Below are 24,005 nucleotides of genomic sequence, written 5' to 3'. Positions count from 1 at the left end.
GCTGAGGGAACTAGCGTCTGTATTGTGACTCTATGTTCTCGCTACATTGTTCATACTATTCAACACTTTAGAAAGGCTACACCATGCCGTTTCGCCCACAATTTTCCTTGCTCGCCAGCTCAGTTGCATCTGCTATGCTGGTATTGGCTACCTCAAATGCCGCTGCTCAGTCCGCAGCGCCAGTATCACTCACTACAGAACAAAAACAATTGCGTTCTATCTATCAGGAGTTGGTAGAAATTAATACTACAGATTCTGTCGGTAGCTGTACTGCGGCCTCTAAAGCGATGGCAGCACGTTTGAAAAAGGGCGGTTTTAGTGATGTGGAAATGCAAATCATTGTGCCGCCCGGTGCGCCCAAAAAAGGTAATCTGATCGCTCGATTGAAGGCAAATGGCGCGGTGACCAAGAAGCCTTTGCTTCTATTAGCGCATATCGATGTGGTGGAGGCGAAACGCGAGGATTGGGTGCGCGATCCTTTTAAACTGGTTGAGGAAAACGGTTTCTTTTATGCGCGCGGCTCGTCCGATGATAAGCCTATGGCCGCTATTTTTGTGGCGAACATGATCCGCTACAAACAAGAGCAATTGAAAACCAATCGTGATTTGATTTTGGCTTTAACTTGCGATGAAGAATTGGTACCCGCCAAATACAATGGTGTTGAATATTTGCTCAAGAATCATCGTGCCTTGATCGACGCCGAAATCGCCTTGAACGAAGGCGGTGGTGGTTCATTAGATAAATCGGGAAAGCCAGTACGTCATGGCATACAAGCAGGGGAAAAGATTTTTCAAACCTTTAGCTTAGAAGTTACCAATAGCGGCGGACATAGCTCGGTGCCACGTAAAGACAATGCGATTTATAAATTATCGGATGGCTTGTCACGTTTGGGTAAATTTGATTTTCCATTTCGCTTGACGCCGACTACGCGCGGCTTTTTCGACACCATGTCGAATCTTGAAACCGGCCAATTGGCTGCCGACATGAAAGGTATTTTGCGTGATCCAGTTGATACCGATGCACTCGCCCGTTTAAGTGCAGCGACGCCGTTTTATAACGCTAGTTTGCGCACAACCTGCGTCGCCACTATGGTGAATGCGGGTCATGCGGCGAACGCCTTGCCACAGCGTGCGCAAGCGAATGTGAATTGTCGTATTTTGCCAGGCGAAACCGTAGAACAAACCCAAGCCACCTTGCAAATGGTGATGGCAGATGCTGACATTAAAATCACGCCAGTAGGCACCGCGACCGTATCACCAGCACAACCGTTGCATCCTGAATTAATGAAAGCGGTGACAGATTTGACCAACCAAATGTGGCCAGGGATTCCGGTTGTACCAACTATGTCTCCGGGCGGCACCGATGGACGCTTTCTGAATAATGCAGGCATTTGGACTTACGGCGTGAGCGGTATCTTTCATTATCCTGAAGGCAGCAATGCCCATGGTTTAAATGAACGTTTGCCAGTGAAATCACTGTACGAAGGACAGCAATTTTTGTATGACTTGGCGAAACGCTTGAGTCAGTAATTTCTAAATAGGGTAAATACTAAGAGTGCCGAAAAATGGCGTTGAGGTATTAAATTCTGACTTTGTTTGTTAGCGCTGCGTTTTGAATGTGCCGTTCTGTCTATCAGAGCGGCATAGAGCGGCATTTTTTTATCTGGCGAATTTATGGGTTTTTTAAGAGTTTGTTAATTGCGTGTTAGGCACTTATTTTTCTTATTGATGAGCATACCGTTACGTTACAGGTGCTAGCTAATTAGAGCGAAATAGTCTTTCGCAACAAGCACTTGTCATGAGTCAAGGAAATCTGTCTAAGCAGAATTTTCATATACAAGCACCAATTGATACTGGTAAAATAATCGAGTTGGTGCTCGCTGCATGGTTCACATGCAGCAGTTCAACGGGAAGCAGGAGGTCGATTTCTCGATTTATGTATCACGTAAATACTGAGTAAAAACACCAACCTGCGCTGCCCCCGCAACGGTCAAACGGACGAGCCTCTCAGGCTCCGCTTTTGTCACACAGCCACTGATTACCTTGAACAAGTAGTTGGGAAGGCGACAAAGGTAGTTTCCGCCAGCCCGGATACCGGCCAACAAGGTAGCAGTGCGCTTGCGTACTGCATTTATGCTTATGCACTGTCGGGGATGGTAGTGCTAGCGTGTCGAAATACATCAACTATTTTCTTTATTATTATCGTTGCGGTGCTTGATGCTGTGATCAGGTGAGCCTGTGTAGAGCTAAGTGATTGTGCGTGGTTTGCTCATATGCTTACTTCGCGATCAGTGTTGACTGAACTGCTTAAATATCGCACTAAGTGTCGCACTAATTTGTGCACTAAGTGTGGCGTGCCGATTGGAGCAGCGATTTTAATGAGACCAGAAAATTTGAGGTATTTCTGTTTCTTATTTGCTTCTTATGAAAAATCGATTTACTCCTGCCCAAGCACGCCGTTTACATTTGTTAACGAGTTTTCCTTTATTGTCCTTATTGACTTTGGCTAGCCCAGAGAGCCGCGCTGAAACGCCCACAGCAACGGATGCTTCTTTACCTGCGGTGGTGATCACTGCGAATCGCACGCCGACTAAATTGAGTGATGTAATTGCCGATGTGAGTGTGATTGATCGCGCTCAGATAGAGCTGGCCGGGCAAAGCTCTTTGATTGATATGTTGAGTCAACAAGCCGGGATACAAATATCTCGTAACGGTGGCTATCGTTCTACCACAGGTCTCTTTTTGCGTGGTGCAACGTCGTCACAAGTGATCGTTTTGATTGATGGTGTGCGTATCGGTTCTGCGACTTCAGGCGGTGCGTCGATAGAAAATATTCCTTTAGAACACATAGAGCGTATCGAGATTTTGCGCGGCGCCGCCTCGGCCTTGTATGGTCCAGATGCGGTCGGCGGTGTGATACAGATCATTACCCGTGAAGCGGAAAGTCGTCAAAAAATCAGTGCTAGTATCGGTGCTGGAAGCGATGGGCAAAAACAAGCGAACGCGGCCATCAGCGGCAATGTTGATAGCCTTGCTTACAGCTTCGCTGCAGCGACTGAGCGTGCGGATGGATTTACCGTCATCGTTAATCCGAATGCTTCTGGCTTTAATGCTGATGCAGATAGTTTTAAATCCACCAGCTTTAGTGGAAAATTAAGTAGCAAGATTTCGAAAGAGCATCAGTTAAGTGTCAGTGTTTTGCACAGTAAGACTGATTATCAGTTCGACTCTTTGCCTTCACCCAATCCACTGAAATTGACTAAGCTAACTAGCGATGCTTGGAGCCACGCCACCTTAAATAATGTGAATGCGCAATGGCAGGCACAGTGGTTACCGCAATGGAAATCGACGGTTGTTGTGGCGCAAAGCGATGACAAATCGGTGACTGAATACTTCCGCATGAGTGATCACGCATTTGCGGGTACCGGAAAATTTAATACACAGCGTCAACAAGCGAGTTGGCAAAATGATGTGAGTCTAGGCAAAGATCAATTGTCCTTCACGCTAGAGCAACGCAAAGAAAGCGTTGATAGCACAACTAATTACAGTGTCAAAGAACGTGATTTGCATGCTGCTGTGCTGTCTTATGGCTTGCAACGCGGCGATTGGGATGGCTTGGCGGTTGTTCGTCATGATTACAATTCTCAATTTGGTTCGTTCAATAACTGGTCATTGTCAGGTGCGTATAAATTTCTACCTGCTTGGCGTTTAGTCGGGAATGCTGGTACCAGTTTTCAAGCACCTAGTTTTAATCAATTGTATTACCCCGGATTTGGCAATACAGCTTTGACGCCGCAACGCAATCGTTCCAATGAGTTGGGTGTTAAATATCAGGAAGGCGCACAGTCTTTTTCTGCTATTGCGTATCAAAATGAAGTGCAGGGCTTTATCAACCCATCGACTAATGCGCGGAGTGCTTTGGCGACTTTGCGTGGCCTTACTTTGAGTGCCGCATGGCAAATCGGTGCGACCCAATATAGTGCTTCTTATGATTATGCAGATCCTCGTACTAAGCCGAACAATTTAAGCTTGGTACGTATCGCGCGCAATACACTGAATCTCAACGTTCAACATCAATTGCAAGAAGTCACTTTGTTTGGTGAATTTAAATTAGCGAGTGAACGCGAAGATAATAATCTGAGCTTTAACGGACGAGACACATTAGGTGGCTATGGGCTGTTGAATTTAGGTGCCAAGTGGACATTGACGCAGAATCTTTCTGTGCTGATGCGCGCAAATAATATTTTGGATAAGCAGTACGCATTGGCCAATACTTACTCGACACCTGGGCGTAACTTGTTCGTCACTTTAACTTGGCGCAATTAGTAAGCGCCTACAACGCACCTAAGTTGTAGGTCATCGAACAGGTGCAAAGATGAAATTGCACCTGTTCCAAAGCCCAGTTTTCTATGAATCTTGATGAGCAACGGTAAGCATTATGAACGCAAGTAATCAGACTATCGCCGCAAGTGAGTTATTAATCGGTGGGCAGAGAAGCGGTAAATCTGCTCGTGCTGAAACTTTGACTGCGGCTTGGTTAGCGCGCAGCAGCTCGCACCAAGCCCTCATGCTCGCCACCGCGACAGCGTGGGATGAAGAAATGCAGTACAGAATTGCGCGCCATCAATTTGATCGTGCTGAACGCGTGCCACGTATGCGCACGCTAGAAGAGCCCTTGCATTTGGCAGAGCAACTGCGTATTCATAGCCGACCGGATACCTTAATTGTGATCGATTGTATGAGTTTGTGGCTGACCAATTGGATGATGCCGGCGGGACAAGACAATTTTGAACCTGAATTGTTAGAAGAAGCCATCAGCCAATTACTAACTGCGATCGCTGATGCGCCAGGCCCCTTGATTTTGGTGAGTAATGAAATTGGCATGGGTGTGATTCCTATGGGGCGCGAGGTTCGTGCCTTTGTAGATGCATTGGGTCGTTTAAATCAATTATTGGCTGGCGTTTGCCAGCGCGTCACCTTGATGGCGGCGGGTTTGCCACTCACTTTGAAAGCGCCTTTATGACACATATTTTTTCTCACTTATCGCCACGCTCTAACTGCCTCATTGCCAGTCTAGTTAGGCTGAGTTCGGTGTTGTTGTTGCTTATTATTTGCCTTGAAAATTCCTATGCTCAGAGTATAGAGGTCGAAGATGATCGCGGACACAAAGTTCAGTTTGCCAAGTCACCGCAACGCATCGTCAGTATCTTGCCGTCTTTGACCGAGACGGTTTGTGCCTTGGGACATTGTCAGCGCTTGGTAGGGGTGGATCGCTACTCTAATTTTCCAGAGAGCGTACGTAAATTGCCGCAAGTTGGTGGTGGTTTAGATCCTAATCTTGAAGCGATTGTGGCGCTAAAGCCAGACGTGGTCTTGATGGCGACTTCGTCGCGTGTGGCAGAACGGCTGCAAGCTTTAGGGATCAAGGTTTTGGCTTTAGAGCCTAAAACACATGCCGACGTGCGTCGCATTTTAGGCAAGATAGGCCAATTATTGGAAGTCAAAGATGCGGAAAAAGTGTGGCGTGAAATTGATAATCAGATGGAAACTACAGCGCGTACTTTACCACCGGCGGTAAAAAAACTGCGTGTCTATTTTGAAGTCAGCAATGCGCCTTTTGCCGCAGGTGAAAGTAGTTTTATCGGCGAGATAATACAAAGACTAGGCGCGGGCAATATCGTGCCTGCTTCTCTAGGACCATTCCCAAAATTGAATCCTGAATTCATCGTCAGAGCTAATCCTGATGTGATTATGGTGGGGCAGCGTGGTTTTGCATCCATGGAGACAAGACCGGGCTGGCAGGCGATTCGCGCTATTCGTGAAAAACGAATTTGTGTTTTTGCGCCAGAACAATCCGATATTTTGGTGCGTCCCGGTCCACGCATGGCGGAGGCGGTGAAGATCATGGCGGATTGTTTGAATAAGCACGCGCTATGAGTAGCCTAGGTTTAGCTATGCCAGTTGGCGATGAAAATAAAGATAAGCCTACGGATCAGATTGAGGTGAGCAGCCCGCCACGGTTAGCGCAGAGGTCGCGGGTTTGGCGTTTTGGATTCGCCTTAGTTTTGCTCAGTGCAGCGCTAGTATTGCTGGGCGTGGGCGTCGGTAGCACTGGCTGGGAGAGTGTTGCGACCATGTGGGAACAGACACTAGCGATGCAAATTGTATGGGATATCCGTCTACCACGCACGCTAGGCGCATGGCTTGCTGGTAGTTTGTTAGGTTTATCCGGTGCCGTGGCCCAAGGCTTGTTTCGGAATCCTTTAGCCGATCCCTATTTACTCGGTAGCGCTTCTGGTGCTTCATTGGGTGTGAGTACCGCTTTGACTTTGTTTGGTGTCTCGCCATTTGCGACCGCTTGGTTGGTGCGTTTGGGTTTAACCGGTGCCGCTTTTATCGGTGCGGTGTCGGCAGTTTTATTAACCTTATTGTTGGCGCGCGGCGTGCAACATACTTTGCGCTTGTTGTTAGCGGGCGTGATCGTCGGCGTGGTGCTGGGCGCGGTGGGTTCTTTGGTCACCATGCTGCGTCCTGATATCGTACAAGCGATGCAGGCTTTTATGTTGGGTAGCACCGGTTTTATCGGTTGGTCCGCATGTGCGGTGATGGTCTCGGTACTAGTGATGTGTGTACTAGCGAGCGTGGCTTTAAGTCATGCCTTAGATGGTCTGTCTTTAGGGGAAGCGACTGCCGCCAGTTTAGGTTTGCCATTGCCACAAATGCGTGCTGCTTTGGTGGTTGTTATCGCATTGTCCGCAGGTACGGCCGTTGCACAGGCAGGTCTAATCGTTTTCGTGGGATTGGCCGCACCGCATTTGGTGCGTTCCGTGGTGAAGACCACTCATGCTAGTTTGATTGTACTGGCGAGCTTGATGGGGGCAGTTCTGTTAACGGCCGCTGACATTCTAAGTCGTTGGTTGATCGCACCACAGGAGTTACCCGTCGGCGTGTTGACGGCGATTTTAGGTGGTGGTTATTTGTTGCGCTTGATGCATAGTCAGCGTCGCTATGAAAACGGAGGAGGTCTGTGATGCTGGCAACCATAGATCAAGCTACCGCTCTTGAGGGCAGTGCCTTCAGTACAGAAAACCTCTGTGCTAGTTTGGGCGACGTTGAGATTTTGCATCAGATTAGTATTGCCATCGCAGCAGGTGCTTGGACCAGTATCGTCGGTCCTAACGGTGCGGGTAAATCTAGCCTGTTAAAAGTATTGGCGGGCTTATTAAGTCATCGTGGCAAGCTTGCTTTATTTGGGCAGACCTTGGAAGACATACCACGCCGTGCACGAGCCCAACAAATGTCATGGCTGGGGCAAAACGAAAATAGCGGCGAAGATATGAGCGCTTGGGATGTCGTGATGCTAGGTCGATTACCGCATCAGGCATGGTTGGCCAGTCCAAGTGCCGAAGATCATTTCGCGGTCGAGCAAGCGCTACGTCGTACTCAAGCCTGGCAATGGCGCAGTCGTAGCATAGGTCAGTTGTCAGGCGGTGAGCGGCAACGTGTTTTATTGGCGCGCGCCTTGGCGGTTGATGCGCAAGTAATTTTAATGGATGAACCCTTAGCGAATTTGGACCCACCGCACCAAGCAGATTGGTTGTTGTTAGTTCGTGATCTGATCAGCCAAGGGAAAACGGTTGTTAGCGTATTGCATGAAATTTCTTTCGCATTGCAGGCTGAGCATATGTTGATTGTCGATCAGGGCAAGGTGTTGCATTGTGGTGAGAGCCAAGATGCTAGAACACACAGAATGTTGGAAGCAGTGTTCGAACATCGCATCCAAATTCATCAAGTCTTGGGACAATGGATCGCATTGCCGAAATAGTGAGTTTGTCTAGATTTCTGGAATTAAGTACGAATATTGTATGAATTTTTTAAATTTTTGATGGGACAAAAAATGGAAATCGAAACACCACCAAGTGAGAAACCTTACGACAAAGCGCAAGGTGAGCGCCGTGGAATCATTATTGTTAATACGGGTGACGGCAAAGGCAAGAGTACCGCGGCTTTCGGCTTAGCTCTGCGTGCATTTGGGCGCGGTAAGCAGGTTAAGATTTTTCAATTCATGAAAGTGCCAACTGCGCGCTTTGGTGAGCATCGTATGTTTGAACAACTTGGTTTGCCCATCGAAGGTTTGGGGGATGGCTTTAGTTGGAAAAGTCAGGACTTGGAACACTCGGCTCAATTAGCGCGTGATGGATGGCAGAAAGCCAAAGCAGCGATTATGAGCGGCGAATTTTTTATGGTGACTTTGGACGAAATTACTTATCCATTGATTTATGGTTGGATGCCCTTGGATGATGTCCTTGAGACTTTGCGGAATCGTCCTAAAGAGGTACACGTGGTATTGACGGGGCGTCGTTGTCCGCCTGAGATTATTGAGTTGGCAGATACGGTGACGGAAATGACTTTGGTCAAACACGCTTTCCGCGCAGGCATCCCCGCTCAACGTGGCATCGAAGACTAAATTAGGAATTCGCTAGATGTGGTTGCCAGAATCGCTATCGCTGACAGGATCGCTTTTCGTTCTATGGCTCTCGCTGGGTATTGATCGTTACTTGGGCGAGCCTAAACCTGCGCTACATCCTGTGGTCTGGATGGGGAAGTATCTACAAGCAATGGGAACATGGATTGCACCTGCGTCTGAGCATGAGCGCGCGGATGCGGCAATGCCATATTTTGTGGCAGGTATCTTGGCATGGATACTCGGTGCGATTTTGGTGCTGGCGCTCAGTTTTGGATTCATTTTTTTTCTGACTTCTTTACCGGAAAACTATGCCTGGCTGGACATTATTTTCAGCGCATGTGTGTTGAAATCTTTATGGACTTGGTCTTTGTTAGCACGTGAGGTCGCCGCGGTGGAGTCGGCGTTGAGCAAGTCTTTAGCCGCAGGTAGAGAACGACTATCTTATTTAGTCAGTCGCGACGTGACACAACTGGATGCGGTTACCGTGCGTGAAAGTGCGATTGAAACCTTAGCTGAAAATTTGAATGACTCTGTTGTATCTCCTTTGCTTTGGTTCGCACTCGCTGGCTTGCCGGGCGCAGCGCTATATCGTTTTGCCAATACAGCCGATGCGATGTGGGGCTATCGCGGCGAACGAGGTGGGCGAGTATGGACATGGTCGGGCAAATGGGCAGCGCGGGTGGATGATGTTTTTTCTTGGCCGGGTGCGCGCTTGACTGCGATCCTGTTATATCTGGTTGCTCGCCGTCCACTACAACTGAGTTTGCTTAGCGAGGTAAAAAAAACAGATTCCCCAAATGGCGGCTGGCCTATGGCGGCGATGGCCTTGATTTTGGACGTTCGTTTGGCAAAGCCTGCTGTCTATACTTTGCACGAGAGCGGACGTTTATCTGATGCGCAAGATACCGCGCACGCCATACAGTTAGGGCAAAGGGTTACCTATTTATGTTGTGTGTTGCTTAGTGTGTTTTGCCTACTTTGGTATCCGCTGTGGTAACGACCGTAGCGCTAGGGAGTCTATTGTGAGTGTAGATGTAGTCTCAATAAAATGTACTGATGTTAATTCTGAAATTCAGTCCGGAATTCAGTCCAGAATCGGGCTCAGAGTACATGGCGGAACGGATGCCTTAGGAAAACCAGCATACGATTTTTCGACCAATAGTAATGCACTCGGCCCTTGTCCTGAAGTGGTGGAACGCTTACGAGCGACTGATTGTTCGTCCTATCCTGACCCTGACTATCACGATCTGCGTGCGGCTCTCGCGCAATGGCATGGTGTTGACCCGGAGCGGATTGTGTTTGCAGCGAGCGCTAGTGAATTTATTTTTCGTATCACGCAAACAGTGGCAGCGAATTCGCTTGGACGAACACGTGCATGGTGGCCGGAGCACAGCTATACCGACTATGCGATGGCTGCACGCGCGCACAGTGTGGTGCAAACAAGCACGCCGGTACAGGCACATTTGATTTGGGCATGTGATCCAGCTAGCCCGCTAGGATGTGGACAAGAGAATTTGTCGTCTCTCCTTAATCAATTGCAGGCACGTCAAACCATGATATTGGATTGCGCTTATCAGCCTTTGCGTTTACAAGCTGATGTAAGTCTGAGCGCTCAGCAAAGAGATCAGATCTGGCAACTATGGTCGCCCAATAAAGCCTTAGGTTTAACTGGCATACGCGGTGCCTACGCCATTGCACCTAAAGGTGCTGAGACATTGGTCTCGACTTTGCGTCAAAGCGCATTCTCGTGGCCTTTGGGTGCGCATGCGGTCACTATGCTAGAGGCGTGGACGACACCGCAAGTACAAACGTGGTTGGCGCAGAGTTTGTTATCGCTCAGCGTGTGGAAAGAGCGGCAGATTGATTTGTGTAAAAAATTGAACTGGACTGTATTACCCAGTGTGGCGAATTTTTATTGCGCGACACCGCCGTTGTCGAGTCGGTTTGATAGTGAGGAATTGTTGAGGACATTGCGATTTAGTGGGATTAAGTTGCGTGATACGACGTCGTTTGGTTTGCCGGGCAGTTTTAGATTAAGGGTGATGTCGCCTGAGGCGCAAGATGCTTTGTATTTTGCCTTGAGTAGATTGAATTTGTGAGAGATGGCGTAGGGTGGGCACGGGTCTTGTGCCCACGCGTGATTTGTGTATTTGGTTGGCTTATTTTTTTCGCCTTGATACGACATATGGTTGTTATTTTGGAGTCTGTTGGTCGGGTGTGGCCCGACAGCCACTTACCTTTTTTGCTTCGCCAAAAAAGGTAAGCCAAAAAAGGCGACCGTAGACTCGCCCTTCGGGTGCTTACGCTACGCTCCAGCATAATTTGTGCCTCACAAAAAATGGGAAAGTGTTGAAACTCGCCTTCGGCTCAGACAACAACACTTTCTTATCCATTTTCTGTGAGGCACAAATTACATCGTCTCAAACGGGGGTAAGTCAAAAACAGAGTCAAAAACAGAGTCAAAAACAGAGTCAAAAACAACGACCTACAAAGCTATTAGAAGAATGTAAGTCCGTTGTTGCTGATTGTTTTGGTGTTGCAGTTGTTTTTGATTTTCATCCACTTCTGACACTGCCAATTGTGTGTGACAGAAAATGGATAAAGAAAGCCTTGCTGTCTGAGCGCAGCGAGTTTCAAGGCTTTCCCATTTTTTTGTCACGCACAATTGGGAAGCCGAAGGCCAGTGGCAGCGTGGTCGCCTTCTTTTGCTTACTTTTCTTGGCGAAGCAAGAAAAGTGAGTGGCTGTCGGGCCACACCCGACCTGTAAACACAAAGAAACTGCAAACGTAAAAAAGAGAATTAAATCCCAAGAAAAAGGAAACGACATGAAAATTAATTTAGTAAAAACCTCAAACAACCTCACAGACCTAAACAACCTCACCCTAAAAAAACGCCTAGAACACAAAATCAACAACAAAACCAAACCTCCCGGCTCCTTAGGCCGCATAGAAACGCTAGCTATACAACTAGGCTTGATTTTACAAACCGAAACACCCCAATTACACGCACCCCAAATGATCGTATGCGCAGCAGATCACGGTATTGTTGCTCATGGCGTGTCGGCATTTCCTAGCGACGTGACTTGGCAAATGGTAGAGAATTTTCTGGCTGGTGGTGCGGCGGTCAGTGTGTTGGCGCGACAGCATGGGATAGGTTTGACGGTAGTCGATTGCGGTGTGAATCATGATTTTGCACCACGTGAAGGATTGATGCTGCGTAAAGTTGCTTATGGCACCGCTGATCCCTTGCAAGCGCCGGCAATGAGTTTTTCACAATGCGAGCAGGCGATCGAGAATGGGCGAGAGGTGTTAGCTAACTTGTCTGGTAACGCCGTTTTGTTGGGTGAAATGGGGATTGGTAATACCTCATCGGCCTCACTCCTATTGGCTCGTTTGACGGGACTCGATATTGCGGTTTGTACAGGCGCTGGTACCGGACTTGATACCTTGGGCATTGATAAAAAGACCGAAGTGCTACGACGCGTATTGGCACATAATCCAGAAGCGAATGCGCCATTTGATGTGTTGGCATGCTTTGGTGGTTTTGAAATCGCGACATTGGTCGGTGTGGTCTTGCAGGCGGCTTTAGAAAATCGTGTTATCGTGGTTGATGGATTTATCGCTAGCTCGGCCGTTTTGGTCGCGAGTCGTATTGCACCCTTGGTGTTGCAACGCTGTGTGTTTGCGCATCGCTCGGGTGAACGTGGTCATCAGCATATGCTAGAGGCATTGCAGGCGCAGGCCTTGCTAGATCTGGGTTTGCGTTTAGGCGAAGGCTCGGGTGCGGCGATGGCGTGGCCGTTATTGCAGTCGGCTTGTGTGATTATGGGGGAAATGGCGAGCTTCGAGGATGCAGGGGTATCACGTAGCGACGATCCAATTTAAACTTATAGGCTGATGAAAACAGCCGATACCAATACAGATATGAACTTTATTCGACATTATTTACTCGCATTGCAGTTCTTCACGCGCATTCCTATCACTGGAAAATTAGCAGACTGGGTTGGTTATAGTCCGGCGATGTTGCGGGCAAGTGCCGCGCATTTTCCTGGCGTGGGCGCGCTGGTCGGCGCTTGCACTGGATTTTGCTTTTGGGGCATTTATCAATTATTGCCGCACTACAGTGCTGGAGTCTGGATTGCTGCGTTTTTGAGTACCGTATTGGGAGTGATGTTGACTGGCGCCTTTCATGAAGATGGTTTGGCCGATTTAAGTGATGGTTTGGGTGGCCACGTCAGTCGCGAAAAGTCACTCGATATTATGAAGGATTCTCGCATTGGCACTTATGGTGCGGTAGCCTTAGTCTTGGCTTTATTTGGCAAAATCGCGCTGCTGACTTTATTGGGGCAAGTGGACATATTTATCGCGGCACTTTCCTTGTTTGCAGCGCACATCAGTTCGCGCTTGATGCCATTATTTTTAATCCTATATTTACCTCACGTAGGTGATACGCCGCAGTCTAAATCGAAACCCTTGGCCGAGAGTATCAGCCTCTCAGCATTGTTGGTGGCGATGTTATGGTGGTTGGCGGGTATGGGGCTGGTGTGGTACCTGCAAGCGGATAGAATGTGGGTGGCCGGTGTGTCGGGTAGTGTGCTGGCCTTGTTATGGATGTGGCGTTTTTTAAAAGTACGCTTACAAGGTTTCACCGGTGATGCTTTGGGGGCCACCCAGCAGTTATCTGAGTTAGGATTTTATCTCGCTGTCTTGCTCAGTTTAGGGCCCTAAGATGTCAGAGCAAGCCAGACGATTATGGCTAGTGCGGCACGCACAGCCATTGATTGACAAGGGAATTTGTTATGGACATTTAGATGTTCCGGCCGATCACGAAGCGACTCAGCAAGCTGCGCAATTGTTTGCCAATACGCTCAAGATAGCGCGAAGTAATAACGCCACTAGTTTAAACACTCAGCCTATCCTTATCTACGTGTCCGGCTTACTGCGCGCGCGGCAACTAGCCGATGAATTATTATTAGCATTCAGCGCAACTGATATTGTGAGGGAAGTGCGTTTGCAAACCGACCTTCGCTTAAATGAAATGAATTTTGGTATTTGGGAAGGGAAACCCTGGTCAGCAATTCCGAAAGAGGCACTTGATCAATGGAGTTCTGAATTTGCGCAGCATAAATTTGGCGGAGAAGAGAGCAGTCAAGATGTGATAAATCGTGTGCAAGCCGCCTACCAAACAAGCTTGGAATTAGCGCAATCCAGCAGTAGTAGCGACGTGATATGGATTACCCATGCAGGCGTGATACGCGCTTTGAATTATGTGAAAAAGTATGCCACATGCGTGATAGAGCGCGCCGAACAATGGCCGCAGGATGCGCCGGGTTTTGGTCAATGGCTATGCATGGATTTGACTGCAATCACGATTAAATAGTGGTAGCGCGGGGCAATTGCAAAGTAAAGCAAGTCAGATCATCTTGCGAACTGACACTAATTTTTCCTTGATGTCCAAGCACGATAGCTTGCACTATGGCCAGCCCTAATCCTGAACCCTCGCCGTCAGCGTGTTGGCGCGCATGGTCGGCGCGATAGAAACGTTCGAATAAACGATGCAAATGTGGTTCAGGAATGGTCGGTCCTGGATTGCAAATACGTATGATCACGAGGTCTGCTTGGGCTTCAAGATTCACCGTGATGTCTTGTGCCTTAGCGGTATGTCGTAAAGCATTCGATAAAATATTGCTTAACGCCCTGCGCAACATCAGGCGATCGCCTGACAGGCTAAACGCCAACCTATCCTGTTCAGTATTGCTGTGTTGATTGGTCTGATCGGTTTGGTAATGCAAACGCAGATGTATTTGTTTTTCTTCTGCCAAGGCTTCATAAAACTCAAACAAATCTTGAACCTCGCGTATCAAGTCTACTTGTTCACGATTCACTATACTTAAACCATTCTCCGCTTTGGCGAGAAATAGCATATCGGCGATCATGCGCGCCAAGCGACTATATTCCTCGGCATTCGATTCTAATATTTCGCGATAGCTGTGAGCGTCACGTGCCTGCGACAACGAGACTTGGGTTTGCGTCATTAAATTACTGATCGGCGTGCGTAGCTCATGCGCCAGATCGGAAGAAAAATCCGATAGACGTTGGAATGCTTCCTCTAAGCGCGCCAACATCTGATTCAAGCTATGTGCTAAATCGGCGAGTTCTGGTGGTACTGCTTCTAGGGATAAACGTTGATTCAGCTTATTGGCCGTCACCCCTGATGCCCGTTCACGCATGGTTCGTAGCGGGCTAAGGCCGCGACTGGCAGCTACCCATGATAAGGCACCGGTCAGTATCGCGGCAGCGATAACGAATAACCATAGGCTGCGCATAAAGTTGTGCATAAACTCTTTGTGATGCGCGATATCAGTTGCTATCCCAACGGTAATCGTCGGCAATTGGGGATTTTTAGTTGCGTAGTGACCGACTAAGCCGCGATAAGTTTGCCCGCCTTGATCCCACGAAAATAATTCATGGGATGCTTTATTCGTGCGCGGATGTAGATAGCTGTCTGGGAACTGTATTTGACTTGAGTTGAGTAGCACCTTGCCCTTCGCATCTTGCACCAGTATCGCTAGATCATGATGCCCGACCAAGGCATCGCCAAGTTGATCGGATAGATTATTGACATCTTGTTGGGTGGTGACACGTTCAATAATGTGTTGGGCTAACTCAAGTTTGCCACTCAAGGCGTGGTGATCTTGTTCCTCAAAATGCTTTTCGATCGAGGCACCGATAAACCAACCTAATACCAGCAACACCGCACATGAGAGCGTAGTAAATAGTAGGCTCAGACGTGCCGTCAGCGAGAGTTTTTGTAGTAGCGCTCTCATGGGTTCTTCACCTCGAGCACATAGCCCATGCCGCGCAAAGTGTGTATAAGCTTAGGCTCAAAGTGATCATCGATTTTACTACGTAGACGACGCATAGCGACCTCAATGACATTGGTATCGCTATCAAAATTCATATCCCACACTTGGGATGCAATCAGCGAACGGGTCAGCACTTCGCCTTGACGGCGCATTAAAAGTTCGAGCAAGGAAAATTCTTTTGCCGTTAATTCTATGCGTTGTCCATCTCGACTCACGCGGTGCTTGAGTAAATCCAGTTCTAGATTCGCGGCACGTAAGACGCTCGCTTCAATTTGATTTTTGCCGCGACGCAGTAAGCTGCGCACCCGTGCAACTAATTCTGAAAAAGCAAAAGGCTTGACCAGATAATCATCCGCACCTAATTCCAAACCCTTCACTCTATCTTCGACTTGATCTTTAGCCGTCAAAAAAAGTACCGGGATTTGCAGACCTTGTGTGCGTAGCGCATCCAATACTTGCCAGCCACTGAGTTCAGGTAGCATGACATCCAAAATAATTAAGTCAAAATCGCCATTCTTTGCTAGGTGCAAACCATCTAGACCATTGCGCGCTAAGTCAACGGTGAAACCAAATTCTGTTAAACCTTGTTTCAGGTAATCACCAGTTTTTTGTTCGTCTTCGACTATCAGGATTTTCATTTGACTTCAATAAATGGGGTTGGCATCAGCTCTATGGACTTATTTTACTCGCGAAAATCCTTTCGAACTCGCCGCTGATGGGCAAGATTACAGAATTGTAATCTTGCTGTCAGCTTAGTGTCGGGGGCTAAGTCGCATAATGCAGGCTATTATTTTTCTGCGCAGGAGCACGTTTTGAAGTATCTGCCCGCTTTTATTATTTCTTTATTTTTGCTGGTATCAAATGTCGCCGCCATTCAAGTAGCACAGGCGCATGGTGCGGACGACCATGAGCACGCTACGACGGCTGGTTTGATGACCCAAGTCGCACCGCGTGCCAGTGCACAAACCGAAGACTTCGAATTGTTGATGGTGCTGCAAGGTCGACAATTAATCATTTATTTGGATCGTTTTGCTGATAATCAGCCTGTGCTCGATGCGCAACTGGAGTTGGAGAGCGCGGGCTTAAAAGCTATTGCAAAACAAAGTAGTCCAGGTGTCTATGTGCTTGATTTGCCTAAAGGTTGGCTGGAGAAAAGCGGCAAATATGCGTTTTCTATCAGCGTGGAAGTTGGGGATTTGGGCGATGTGATGACGGCCAGTTTGGAAATCCCTGAATTGAACGACACCCACCAAGATGAGCATGAACATACAAGTATTTTTTCGACTTGGTGGAAATGGTTGCTTGCAGCGACTTTATTGTTGATTGCTGTGACTTTGGTTTATGCGATATGGCGTCGTAAGCAGCGTTCTGACTTTGCTGCGTGAGGAAGCAATATGAAGATTCAAACTAAGACTATTACTAATACCAAAACTGACTTAATGCCTAGTGTTCAATCCACCATTTTGATATTGAGTGTGTTGAGTGCATTGAGTTTTTTTGCAATTCAATCAGTGTTCGCGCACGGTGATGAAGATCACAGTAAAAAGCCATCGGCAAAAGCGCTTGCAAAATCTAATTCAACTGCGGCAAGCGCTGATGCCAGCGCGGCACAACGTCTCGCCGATGGCAGTCTATTTGTGCCTAAGATCGTGCAACGCCAATTAGCGCTCAGAACGGTGCTAAGCGAAGTTGCTGATTTACCGCAAACCTTAGAGTTAAACGGCAAGATCATTGCCGATCCGAATGCAGGTGGTCGGGTTCAGGCCAGCCAAGCAGGGCGCGTGGAGGTGAGTGCGACAGGTTTGCCCAATCTCGGACAAAGAGTCAGTAAAGGACAGATCTTGGCTTACCTACGTCCGGTGATGAGCAATCTGGATCGCGGCAATAGTCAAGCAACTCTGGCGGACTTGGATGCGCAGTTGGATATCGCTGCGCGTAAAGTACAACGCTATGAGCAATTGTCAGATGCTCTGCCAAAAGCGACGGTGGAAGCCGTGCGTTTTGAGTACGAAGGATTGAAGAAACGCAAAGCCTCGGTGGAAGCGAGTTTGTCCAAAAGTGAAGCCTTGGTTGCGCCGGTATCTGGCGTCATCAGTGTTGCCAACGCGATCGCAGGGCAAGTGGTCGATGCCAAAGAGACGCTGTTTGAAATTGTTGATCCTTCACGTTTGATGGTAGAAGCACTGGCCTATGATCCGGTGTTGACCAATGATATTGCGAAAGCCTATGCAAAATTAGGTAATACAGATCAAAGTTTGGCACTGAGTTTTATTGGTGGTGGTCAGCAAATGCGTGAGCAAGCGATTCCTCTGTTATTCAAAGTAAATCAGCTCAAGGCTAAAGACCTTGTTGCCGCCGTCGGACAGCCCGTAAAAGTGATATTGCAGACCAAGAAACAAGTCGCTGGGGTCGCGTTGCCCAATGCCGCCGTGATTAAACTGCCGGGGGGAGAATCGGTGGTGTGGATACATACCGAGGTCGAGCGCTTTGTACAACGCAAAGTCAAGACGCAGGCATTAGATGCGCAACGCATGTTGGTGTTGTCAGATTCGGTAGGTGCATCTGATGTGGCGGTGAGTAAGACTGCGGAAGTGAGTGCGGGCATCAAAGCTGATGAGCGTGTGGTCATTTTTGGGGCAAGTTTGTTGACGCAAGTGCGCTAAATTTACTCGCATTAAGTTAAGGATATAAAAATGTAGGGCGGGTGAAACCCGCGCCGCCGGACCATCGAGCACTTGAGCGGCTACATAGTTGCAAACTTACTTAACCTCTTTTCAAGGAAAAATTTCTGCATGTTTCAATGGATCATTAACACCAGTTTGCGACAACGCCTGCTTGTTTTGGCGGCGTCTATACTATTGCTTGTGTATGGACTGATGAGCATACGTCAGATGCCAGTAGATGTGTTTCCCGATTTGAACAAACCTACAGTCACCTTGATGACTGAGGCTGGTGGTATGGCACCAGAAGAAGTAGAGCAGCTAGTTAGTTTTCCAATTGAATCTGCGATGAATGGTATGTCGGGTGTGACTCGTGTGCGTTCCGTTTCGGGTATTGGATTATCCATCGTGTATGTGGAATTTGATTGGGGTACTGATATTTATCGTAATCGCCAACAAATCGCAGAGCGACTGAGTTTGGTGCGTGAACAATTGCCTACTGGCGTAACACCACAAATGGGACCGATCTCGTCGATTATGGGCGAGATCTTGTTGATTGCTTTACCTATCAATGCGCCTGAAAGTAAGGGGAACGGTAGTACCGAAAACGCCACTCAAGCAGATAGTGCTCAAGGACAGAGTACCTCTATGCGCGCTCGCGAGTACGCCGATTGGGTAATGCGTCCGCGTTTGCTGAACATTCCCGGTGTAGCTCAAGTGACCCCGATTGGCGGTGAAGTTCGTCAATATCGAATCGAAATTAATCCTGCTCAACTACAGGCTTTGGCGATAGAACGAGACAAGGTAGAAGCCGCACTGAAAGATTTTGGTGCGAATACCAGTGGTGGTTTTTTGGAAGCAAATGGGCGGGAATATCTGATACGCCAAATTGGTCGGACTAGCCGTATCGAAGACATACAAAATATCGTAGTCGCTATGAAGCAAAATCAAGCGATACTTTTAAAGCAGCTGGCAGAGGTGAAGTTAGCGCCAGCCTTTAAACGAGGTGATGGTGGTTATCAAGGAAAACCTGCTGTTATCTTATCGGTACAAAAGCAACCTAGCGCAGATAGCATTAAGTTGACGCGCGAGGTGGAACGAGCCATCAATGAGTTGAGTAAGAATTTGCCAGCTGGGGTAGCGCAGCCACAGTTCTTATTCCGTCAGGCGGATTTCATCAAAAATTCTTTGGATAATGTGAGTGATGCCTTGCGTGATGGTGCCATCATGGTGGCGATCTTATTATTCTTATTTTTGCTCAATGTACGCACCACAATCATTTCTTTGGTCGCGATACCTTTGTCTTTATTGGCGACTGTCTTGGTGTTCCGTTATTTGGGTTTGTCGATTAATACGATGACGCTCGGCGGTTTGGCGATTGCGATTGGCGAGCTGGTTGATGATGCGGTGGTCGATGTAGAAAATGTCTTGCGTCGTTTGAAGGAAAACAGCAATTTGGCACAACCACTGCCAGTATTGCAGGTCATCGCGAATGCGTCGGGTGAAGTGCGCAGCGGTATTGTGTACGCGACCATGATAGTCGTGTTGGTGTTTGTCCCCTTATTTGCTTTGCCTGGCATTGAAGGCAGTTTGTTTACGCCTTTAGGCATCGCCTATGTGGTGTCAATCTTGGCGAGTATGGCTGTGGCGATGACGGTTACGCCAGTTCTGTGCTACTTCCTACTCCCTAAAATGAAGCAATTAGGACATGGTGATAGTCCTCTAGTGAAACGCTTGAAACAATGGGATACGCATCTACTCAATTGGTCATTTCTCCATGCGCGTAGTTTATTAGCACTCGCGGTAACGGCTGTTTTGCTGGCTGCTTTGGCCGTGCCATTTTTCCCACGCGCTTTTTTACCGGCATTTAACGAGGGCACATTGACCGTCAATTTGGTGCTCAATCCCGGTACTTCATTAGAAGAATCTAATCGCCTCGGTAGTCTGGCAGAGCAATTGATCGCAAGTGTGCCTGAAGTCACGCAGGTAGGTCGTCGTACCGGTCGTGCCGAGCTAGACGAGCATGCAGAAGGCGTGCATTACAGTGAGATGGATGTCGATCTGAAACCATCCAATCGCACCCGTGAGGCGATTATTCAAGATATACGTCAGCGTCTGTCGGTCTTGCCTGCGGCAAGCAATGTGGGACAGCCGATTTCGCATAGGTTAGATCATTTACTATCTGGCGTACGTGCCCAAATCGCGCTGAAAGTGTATGGAGAAGATTTAGATAATTTGCGCAATATTGCTAGCGATTTACGCGAACGTTTAATGAAAGTACCGGGCGTCACCGATTTGCAAATTGAGAAGCAAGTCTTGATTCCACAAATTAAAATTCATATCGACTATGAACAAGCAACGCGCTATGGAATCGCCCCAGGTGTTTTACTGGGTGCATTACAGCAAATGATAGAAGGCGAAAAAATTACCCAAGTGATAGAAGGTAATCGTCGTTTTGATTTGCTATTACGTTTGCCAGAAAAAGGCCGCAATGCGCAAGCCTTGCAGCAAGTCTTAATAGAAACCCCGCGTGGTCATATTCCACTTTCACAATTAGCGCGGATAGAAGAGAGCGATGGTCCGAATCAAATCAGTCGCGAGAATTCACGCCGTCGCATCGTATTGTCCGCCAACACGGATGGGCGTGATATGCGGCAGGTGATCCAAGCTATTCGTGACGAGCTATCGGCAAAGCAATTGCAGGTTGGTTATTCGACCGCCTTAGAAGGTCAATTTCAAGCCCAGGAAAAAGCTGCTAATTTGATCGCCTTGTTGTCTTTGATTTCTTTGGCTTTAATGTTTTTGGTACTGTATAGCCGATATCGCTCCGTCGCGTTAACCATGATCATTATGGGAAATATTCCTTTGGCCTTGGTCGGTAGCGTCATCGCTTTATGGCTGGCAGATCAGACCTTATCTGTTGCTGCTTTGGTTGGCTTCATCACCTTGGCGGGTATCTCGACACGCAATGGTATTTTGAAAATCAGTCATTATATTAATCTCTGTCTTTTTGAAGGCGAACAGTTTGGTAAAGCGATGATCATACGTGGCTCCTTAGAACGCTTGACGCCAGTCTTGATGACGGCATTGGTGGCGGCGTTTGCGCTCTTGCCTTTGTTAGTGTCGGCGGATGCACCTGGTAAAGAAATACTGCATCCAGTGGCGGTGGTGATCTTTGGTGGATTGATTAGTTCTACTTTATTAGACACGGTTTTGACGCCCTTGATGTTTTGGTTGTGGGGTGAAAAACCTTTACAAAAATTATTAGCAGCGCGCGCAGAGATGCAAAATGATCAGCAAGAAGTAGGGTACAAGCAGGAAAGTTTTTAGATCATAATTTATGAACTTAGTTAATGTAATTTAGAAAGTCAAAATCGTGACTATTCAGCTACTATGAAAAAAACTTAAAACCCCTAAACACAGAGGCACAGAGAAAATCAAGAGATTAATTGTAGTTTTGTTTTTCTCCGTCTTTGCTGTACCTCTGTGTCTCTGTGTTGAGAGGTTTGTTTTATTTGTCACAGGAGCTGAGTAGTCACTAAAAATCTACGAAAAGGAAAAACCATGAAAATCGCAAAAATAGTATCTAACTTGTTATGTGTCTCCGTTTTGAGTCTCGGTGCAATTGCAACAGTTAGCGCACACGACAACGCCTATTTTGATTCGATCAAATCAGCCAATGGCGGGCAAACTCGTATGGCCGGTGTGTATCACTTTGAACTCGTGTTGGCCAAAGGCAGTAAAGAAGCTAAGGAAAATCCGATTACGGTGTATGTCACGGATCACGCTAGCAAAGCCTTGGCAACTGCCGGTGGAACTGCAACTTTGACGATAGTGCAAGGTAAAAATAAATCTACCGTTACTTTGCTGCCAAGCGGTACCAATCAATTTACTGGCAAAGGCGTGTATGCATCCAATGCTAATTTTAAAGGCGCCTTGACTGTAACGATGGCCGGTAAACCAGCTGAGCAAGCACGCTTTACGCCTTTTGCACCAGTGAAAGCCGCACCAGCGAAAAAAGAGGCTGAGCACGAACATCATCATTGAGATTTTGTTTAACGCTACTTAGAAAAATAATTAGGGAGAATTTTTTGGTGAAAATAATCAGAGCTAGCCTCATCACATTGACATCACTTATCGCTATGAGCAGCATGTCTTCAGCGCATGCGAATTTATTGACGCTTAAGTGGAACGAGCAGGGTGAGTTTCGCCATCAAGGTCAGATCAAAGCGGGCGGCATACTTGAAGTCTGCGGTAAGTTACCGAATGGCTTGCGTATAGATTGGGATTTTAAGAGCGATCAAGCATTGGAGGCGAATATCCATTTTCATTTGGGCAAAAAAGTTAAATTGCCTGTCAAATTGGCCGCTAAATCAGAATGGAAAGATAGATTTGAAACCAAGCTAGCTCAAGATTATTGTTGGATGTGGAGTAATCGTAGCGATCAAGTTGCTGAAATCAGCTTGAGTTTGACTCAAGTCGGAAGTGAAAGCGGCGTTGATAAAGCTGTATTAATAAAGCGGTGAATTGAGAGTGCTAACTAATGCTTAGTCCTATTCAGTTCACAATCAATGCGGTCTGAATTGAAATGGACAGGCAGGTGACACCCATGCCGCCAAGCTACCGAACACACGAGATTTGAAGATAAATGCGCGTCAGTAGAAGGCAAGATTTGTTACACTGAAATCTTGCCTTCTTTGTTTTTGTGCTTGGAGAAATTAGATGATGTGGGTTTTCGCTTTGAATCATCGTAGTCGATCTCATTCATACGTTCTAGCCGTGCTAGGCAGCGCCATGCTGGGGCTGAGTTTGCCTATCTATGCAGATCCGTCGACAAAAAATATCGATATCCAAAGCCGCAATAATTACCCACACGCTACGGAAAAAATAGGCAATGTGCGACAAATTTACGACGGTGTTTTAAGTCCAGAATTAGCGGTCAATACCTTTCGTAATATAGATCGATTATTTCCTAGCGCTTTGGTACGTAAATCCAAGCGACCGTATTTAATTCCAGTTGATTCCAAACCTCTGACGCAATTTAGTTTTATAGATAGTGGTCGCCGTATCGAGTTGGAACAGTATTTGGAACTAAACCGTGTTGCAGGATTATTGATTCTAAAAGACGGCAAAATCAAACTAGAAAAATATCGCTACGGTAATACGCCACAAACGCGCTGGATGTCGATGTCGATTGCCAAGTCGATTACCTCAAGTTTAGTGGGCGCAGCTGTACAACAGAAGAAGATTGTCAGTTTGAATGACATGGTTGCACGCTATGTGCCTGAATTGAAAGGCAGTGCCTATCAAGCGGTCAGTCTACGAGACTTACTCATGATGACTTCGGGCGTCGCTTGGAACGAAACTTATATTGATCCGGATTCAGATCGTCGCCATTTGCTAGAGGCACAAATTTCGCAAGTGCCGGGTGCGACTATGCAGGTCATGAAAAAGCTTAGGTCTATACATCCGCCTACTACATTAATGAACTACAACACGGGGGAAACTCAGCTTGTGGCGCAAGTTCTGAGGAATGCTATAGGTCAGTCACTAGCGAACTATTTGTCGGAGCGTATTTGGGAAAAATTTGGTATGGAAGCGGATGCCTATTGGTGGTTAGATGCACCTAAAGGTGTCGAAATCGGCGGCAGTGGTTTCAGTGCTACTTTGCGTGATTACGGACGCTTCGGTTTATTCATGTTGAACGGTGGGCGTGCCGGTACCGAGCAGATATTGGCGCCAGGTTGGACATACGAGGCGAGTACGCCTAAGCGACTCGCGAATGGTCAGTTAATCCCGTATGGCTATCTATGGTGGCCTAGTACCAGCCCTGAAGCTTTAGCAGATGGTGCTTACGCTGCTATTGGGATACATGGCCAATATTTGTACATCAATCCACGTCAAAATATCGTGATCGTCGTATGGGGTGCGCAGACTAAACCCACTGGCGGAGCCGTGATCAATGACCGCGCTTTTTTTGATGCGATCAGCCGATCATTGCGTACACCTTAGG

At 47.4% G+C, this 24,005-nt stretch carries 21 protein-coding genes and 1 riboswitch; of the genes, 19 read left to right on the top strand and 2 right to left on the bottom strand.

Annotated features, from left to right (window positions below; translation table 11 throughout):
* Nucleotides 1–83: 83 nt before the first annotated feature.
* The 13 genes from ACFFJH_RS16910 to ACFFJH_RS16850 all read left to right on the top strand — a co-directional run bounded on the left by ACFFJH_RS16910 (nucleotide 84) and on the right by ACFFJH_RS16850 (nucleotide 13,846).
* Nucleotides 84–1,529, top strand: coding sequence for a M20/M25/M40 family metallo-hydrolase (locus ACFFJH_RS16910; RefSeq protein WP_390214119.1), 1,446 nt, complete (start codon nucleotides 84–86; stop codon nucleotides 1,527–1,529).
* A gap of 324 nt (nucleotides 1,530–1,853) precedes the next feature.
* Nucleotides 1,854–2,116, top strand: a riboswitch (cobalamin riboswitch).
* 307 nt (nucleotides 2,117–2,423) lie between these two features.
* Entirely contained in the window at nucleotides 2,424–4,325 is a 1,902-nt protein-coding gene (locus ACFFJH_RS16905; RefSeq protein ID WP_390214118.1) for a TonB-dependent receptor domain-containing protein, read from the top strand.
* A 112-nt stretch (nucleotides 4,326–4,437) separates the two neighbouring features.
* Nucleotides 4,438–5,022 carry a bifunctional adenosylcobinamide kinase/adenosylcobinamide-phosphate guanylyltransferase gene (locus tag ACFFJH_RS16900; RefSeq protein ID WP_390214117.1) on the top strand — a complete coding sequence of 195 codons (585 nt, stop codon included), beginning with the start codon at nucleotides 4,438–4,440 and terminating at the stop codon, nucleotides 5,020–5,022.
* Nucleotides 5,019–5,936 carry an ABC transporter substrate-binding protein gene (locus ACFFJH_RS16895; protein WP_390214116.1) on the top strand — a complete coding sequence of 306 codons (918 nt, stop codon included), beginning with the start codon at nucleotides 5,019–5,021 and terminating at the stop codon, nucleotides 5,934–5,936. The genes ACFFJH_RS16900 and ACFFJH_RS16895 overlap by 4 nt, the downstream gene beginning before the upstream one ends.
* A complete protein-coding gene (locus ACFFJH_RS16890; protein WP_390214115.1) occupies nucleotides 5,933–7,030 on the top strand; it encodes a FecCD family ABC transporter permease in 1,098 nt (365 codons plus the stop codon). Before ACFFJH_RS16895 ends, ACFFJH_RS16890 begins: the two co-directional genes overlap by 4 nt.
* Complete coding sequence (locus tag ACFFJH_RS16885; RefSeq protein WP_390214114.1) at nucleotides 7,030–7,824, top strand: ABC transporter ATP-binding protein; 795 nt, start codon at nucleotides 7,030–7,032, stop codon at nucleotides 7,822–7,824. The genes ACFFJH_RS16890 and ACFFJH_RS16885 overlap by 1 nt, the downstream gene beginning before the upstream one ends.
* A 72-nt stretch (nucleotides 7,825–7,896) precedes the next feature.
* Complete coding sequence (cobO, locus tag ACFFJH_RS16880) at nucleotides 7,897–8,466, top strand: cob(I)yrinic acid a,c-diamide adenosyltransferase (protein WP_390214113.1); 570 nt, start codon at nucleotides 7,897–7,899, stop codon at nucleotides 8,464–8,466.
* Nucleotides 8,467–8,482: 16 nt separating this feature from the next.
* Nucleotides 8,483–9,463: an adenosylcobinamide-phosphate synthase CbiB gene (gene cbiB, locus ACFFJH_RS16875; protein ID WP_390214112.1), complete on the top strand. Its 981-nt coding sequence runs from the start codon at nucleotides 8,483–8,485 to the stop codon at nucleotides 9,461–9,463.
* Nucleotides 9,464–9,488: 25 nt separating this feature from the next.
* A complete protein-coding gene (locus ACFFJH_RS16870) occupies nucleotides 9,489–10,565 on the top strand; it encodes an aminotransferase class I/II-fold pyridoxal phosphate-dependent enzyme (protein WP_390214111.1) in 1,077 nt (358 codons plus the stop codon).
* 250 nt (nucleotides 10,566–10,815) lie between these two features.
* Nucleotides 10,816–11,205, top strand: a complete 390-nt coding sequence (locus ACFFJH_RS16865; RefSeq protein ID WP_390214110.1) for a hypothetical protein — start codon at nucleotides 10,816–10,818, stop codon at nucleotides 11,203–11,205.
* Nucleotides 11,206–11,292: 87 nt separating this feature from the next.
* On the top strand, nucleotides 11,293–12,351 hold the full coding sequence (gene cobT, locus ACFFJH_RS16860; protein ID WP_390214109.1) for a nicotinate-nucleotide--dimethylbenzimidazole phosphoribosyltransferase: 1,059 nt from the start codon (nucleotides 11,293–11,295) through the stop codon (nucleotides 12,349–12,351).
* A gap of 12 nt (nucleotides 12,352–12,363) precedes the next feature.
* Nucleotides 12,364–13,194, top strand: coding sequence for an adenosylcobinamide-GDP ribazoletransferase (locus ACFFJH_RS16855; protein ID WP_390214108.1), 831 nt, complete (start codon nucleotides 12,364–12,366; stop codon nucleotides 13,192–13,194).
* Nucleotide 13,195: 1 nt separating this feature from the next.
* On the top strand, nucleotides 13,196–13,846 hold the full coding sequence (locus ACFFJH_RS16850) for a histidine phosphatase family protein (RefSeq protein ID WP_390214107.1): 651 nt from the start codon (nucleotides 13,196–13,198) through the stop codon (nucleotides 13,844–13,846).
* Here the strand turns inward: ACFFJH_RS16850 and ACFFJH_RS16845 are convergent.
* Complete coding sequence (locus tag ACFFJH_RS16845; RefSeq protein ID WP_390214106.1) at nucleotides 13,839–15,293, bottom strand: heavy metal sensor histidine kinase; 1,455 nt, start codon at nucleotides 15,291–15,293, stop codon at nucleotides 13,839–13,841. The genes ACFFJH_RS16850 and ACFFJH_RS16845 overlap by 8 nt on opposite strands.
* On the bottom strand, nucleotides 15,290–15,970 hold the full coding sequence (locus ACFFJH_RS16840; protein WP_390214105.1) for a heavy metal response regulator transcription factor: 681 nt from the start codon (nucleotides 15,968–15,970) through the stop codon (nucleotides 15,290–15,292). Before ACFFJH_RS16840 ends, ACFFJH_RS16845 begins: the two co-directional genes overlap by 4 nt.
* Nucleotides 15,971–16,144: 174 nt before the next feature.
* Here ACFFJH_RS16840 and ACFFJH_RS16835 point away from each other — a divergent pair, with 174 nt between their 5' ends.
* The 6 genes from ACFFJH_RS16835 to ACFFJH_RS16810 all read left to right on the top strand — a co-directional run bounded on the left by ACFFJH_RS16835 (nucleotide 16,145) and on the right by ACFFJH_RS16810 (nucleotide 24,004).
* On the top strand, nucleotides 16,145–16,717 hold the full coding sequence (locus ACFFJH_RS16835) for a hypothetical protein (protein WP_390214104.1): 573 nt from the start codon (nucleotides 16,145–16,147) through the stop codon (nucleotides 16,715–16,717).
* 9 nt (nucleotides 16,718–16,726) lie between these two features.
* On the top strand, nucleotides 16,727–17,995 hold the full coding sequence (locus ACFFJH_RS16830; RefSeq protein ID WP_390214103.1) for an efflux RND transporter periplasmic adaptor subunit: 1,269 nt from the start codon (nucleotides 16,727–16,729) through the stop codon (nucleotides 17,993–17,995).
* Nucleotides 17,996–18,124: 129 nt separating this feature from the next.
* Nucleotides 18,125–21,322, top strand: a complete 3,198-nt coding sequence (locus ACFFJH_RS16825) for an efflux RND transporter permease subunit (RefSeq protein ID WP_390214102.1) — start codon at nucleotides 18,125–18,127, stop codon at nucleotides 21,320–21,322.
* Between the two features lie 234 nt (nucleotides 21,323–21,556).
* Entirely contained in the window at nucleotides 21,557–22,039 is a 483-nt protein-coding gene (locus tag ACFFJH_RS16820) for a flagellar basal body L-ring protein FlgH (RefSeq protein WP_390214101.1), read from the top strand.
* Between the two features lie 104 nt (nucleotides 22,040–22,143).
* Nucleotides 22,144–22,518 carry a hypothetical protein gene (locus ACFFJH_RS16815; RefSeq protein ID WP_390214100.1) on the top strand — a complete coding sequence of 125 codons (375 nt, stop codon included), beginning with the start codon at nucleotides 22,144–22,146 and terminating at the stop codon, nucleotides 22,516–22,518.
* Between the two features lie 196 nt (nucleotides 22,519–22,714).
* Nucleotides 22,715–24,004: a serine hydrolase domain-containing protein gene (locus ACFFJH_RS16810; protein WP_390214099.1), complete on the top strand. Its 1,290-nt coding sequence runs from the start codon at nucleotides 22,715–22,717 to the stop codon at nucleotides 24,002–24,004.
* The last annotated feature ends 1 nt before the right edge of the window (nucleotide 24,005 follow it).

This window comes from Affinundibacterium danionis (assembly GCF_042432465.1).
GTDB lineage: Bacteria > Pseudomonadota > Gammaproteobacteria > Burkholderiales > Burkholderiaceae_D > Undibacterium > Undibacterium danionis.
The sequence above is the reverse complement of the archived record's forward strand: the minus strand, read 5'-3'. Positions and strand labels throughout refer to the sequence as shown.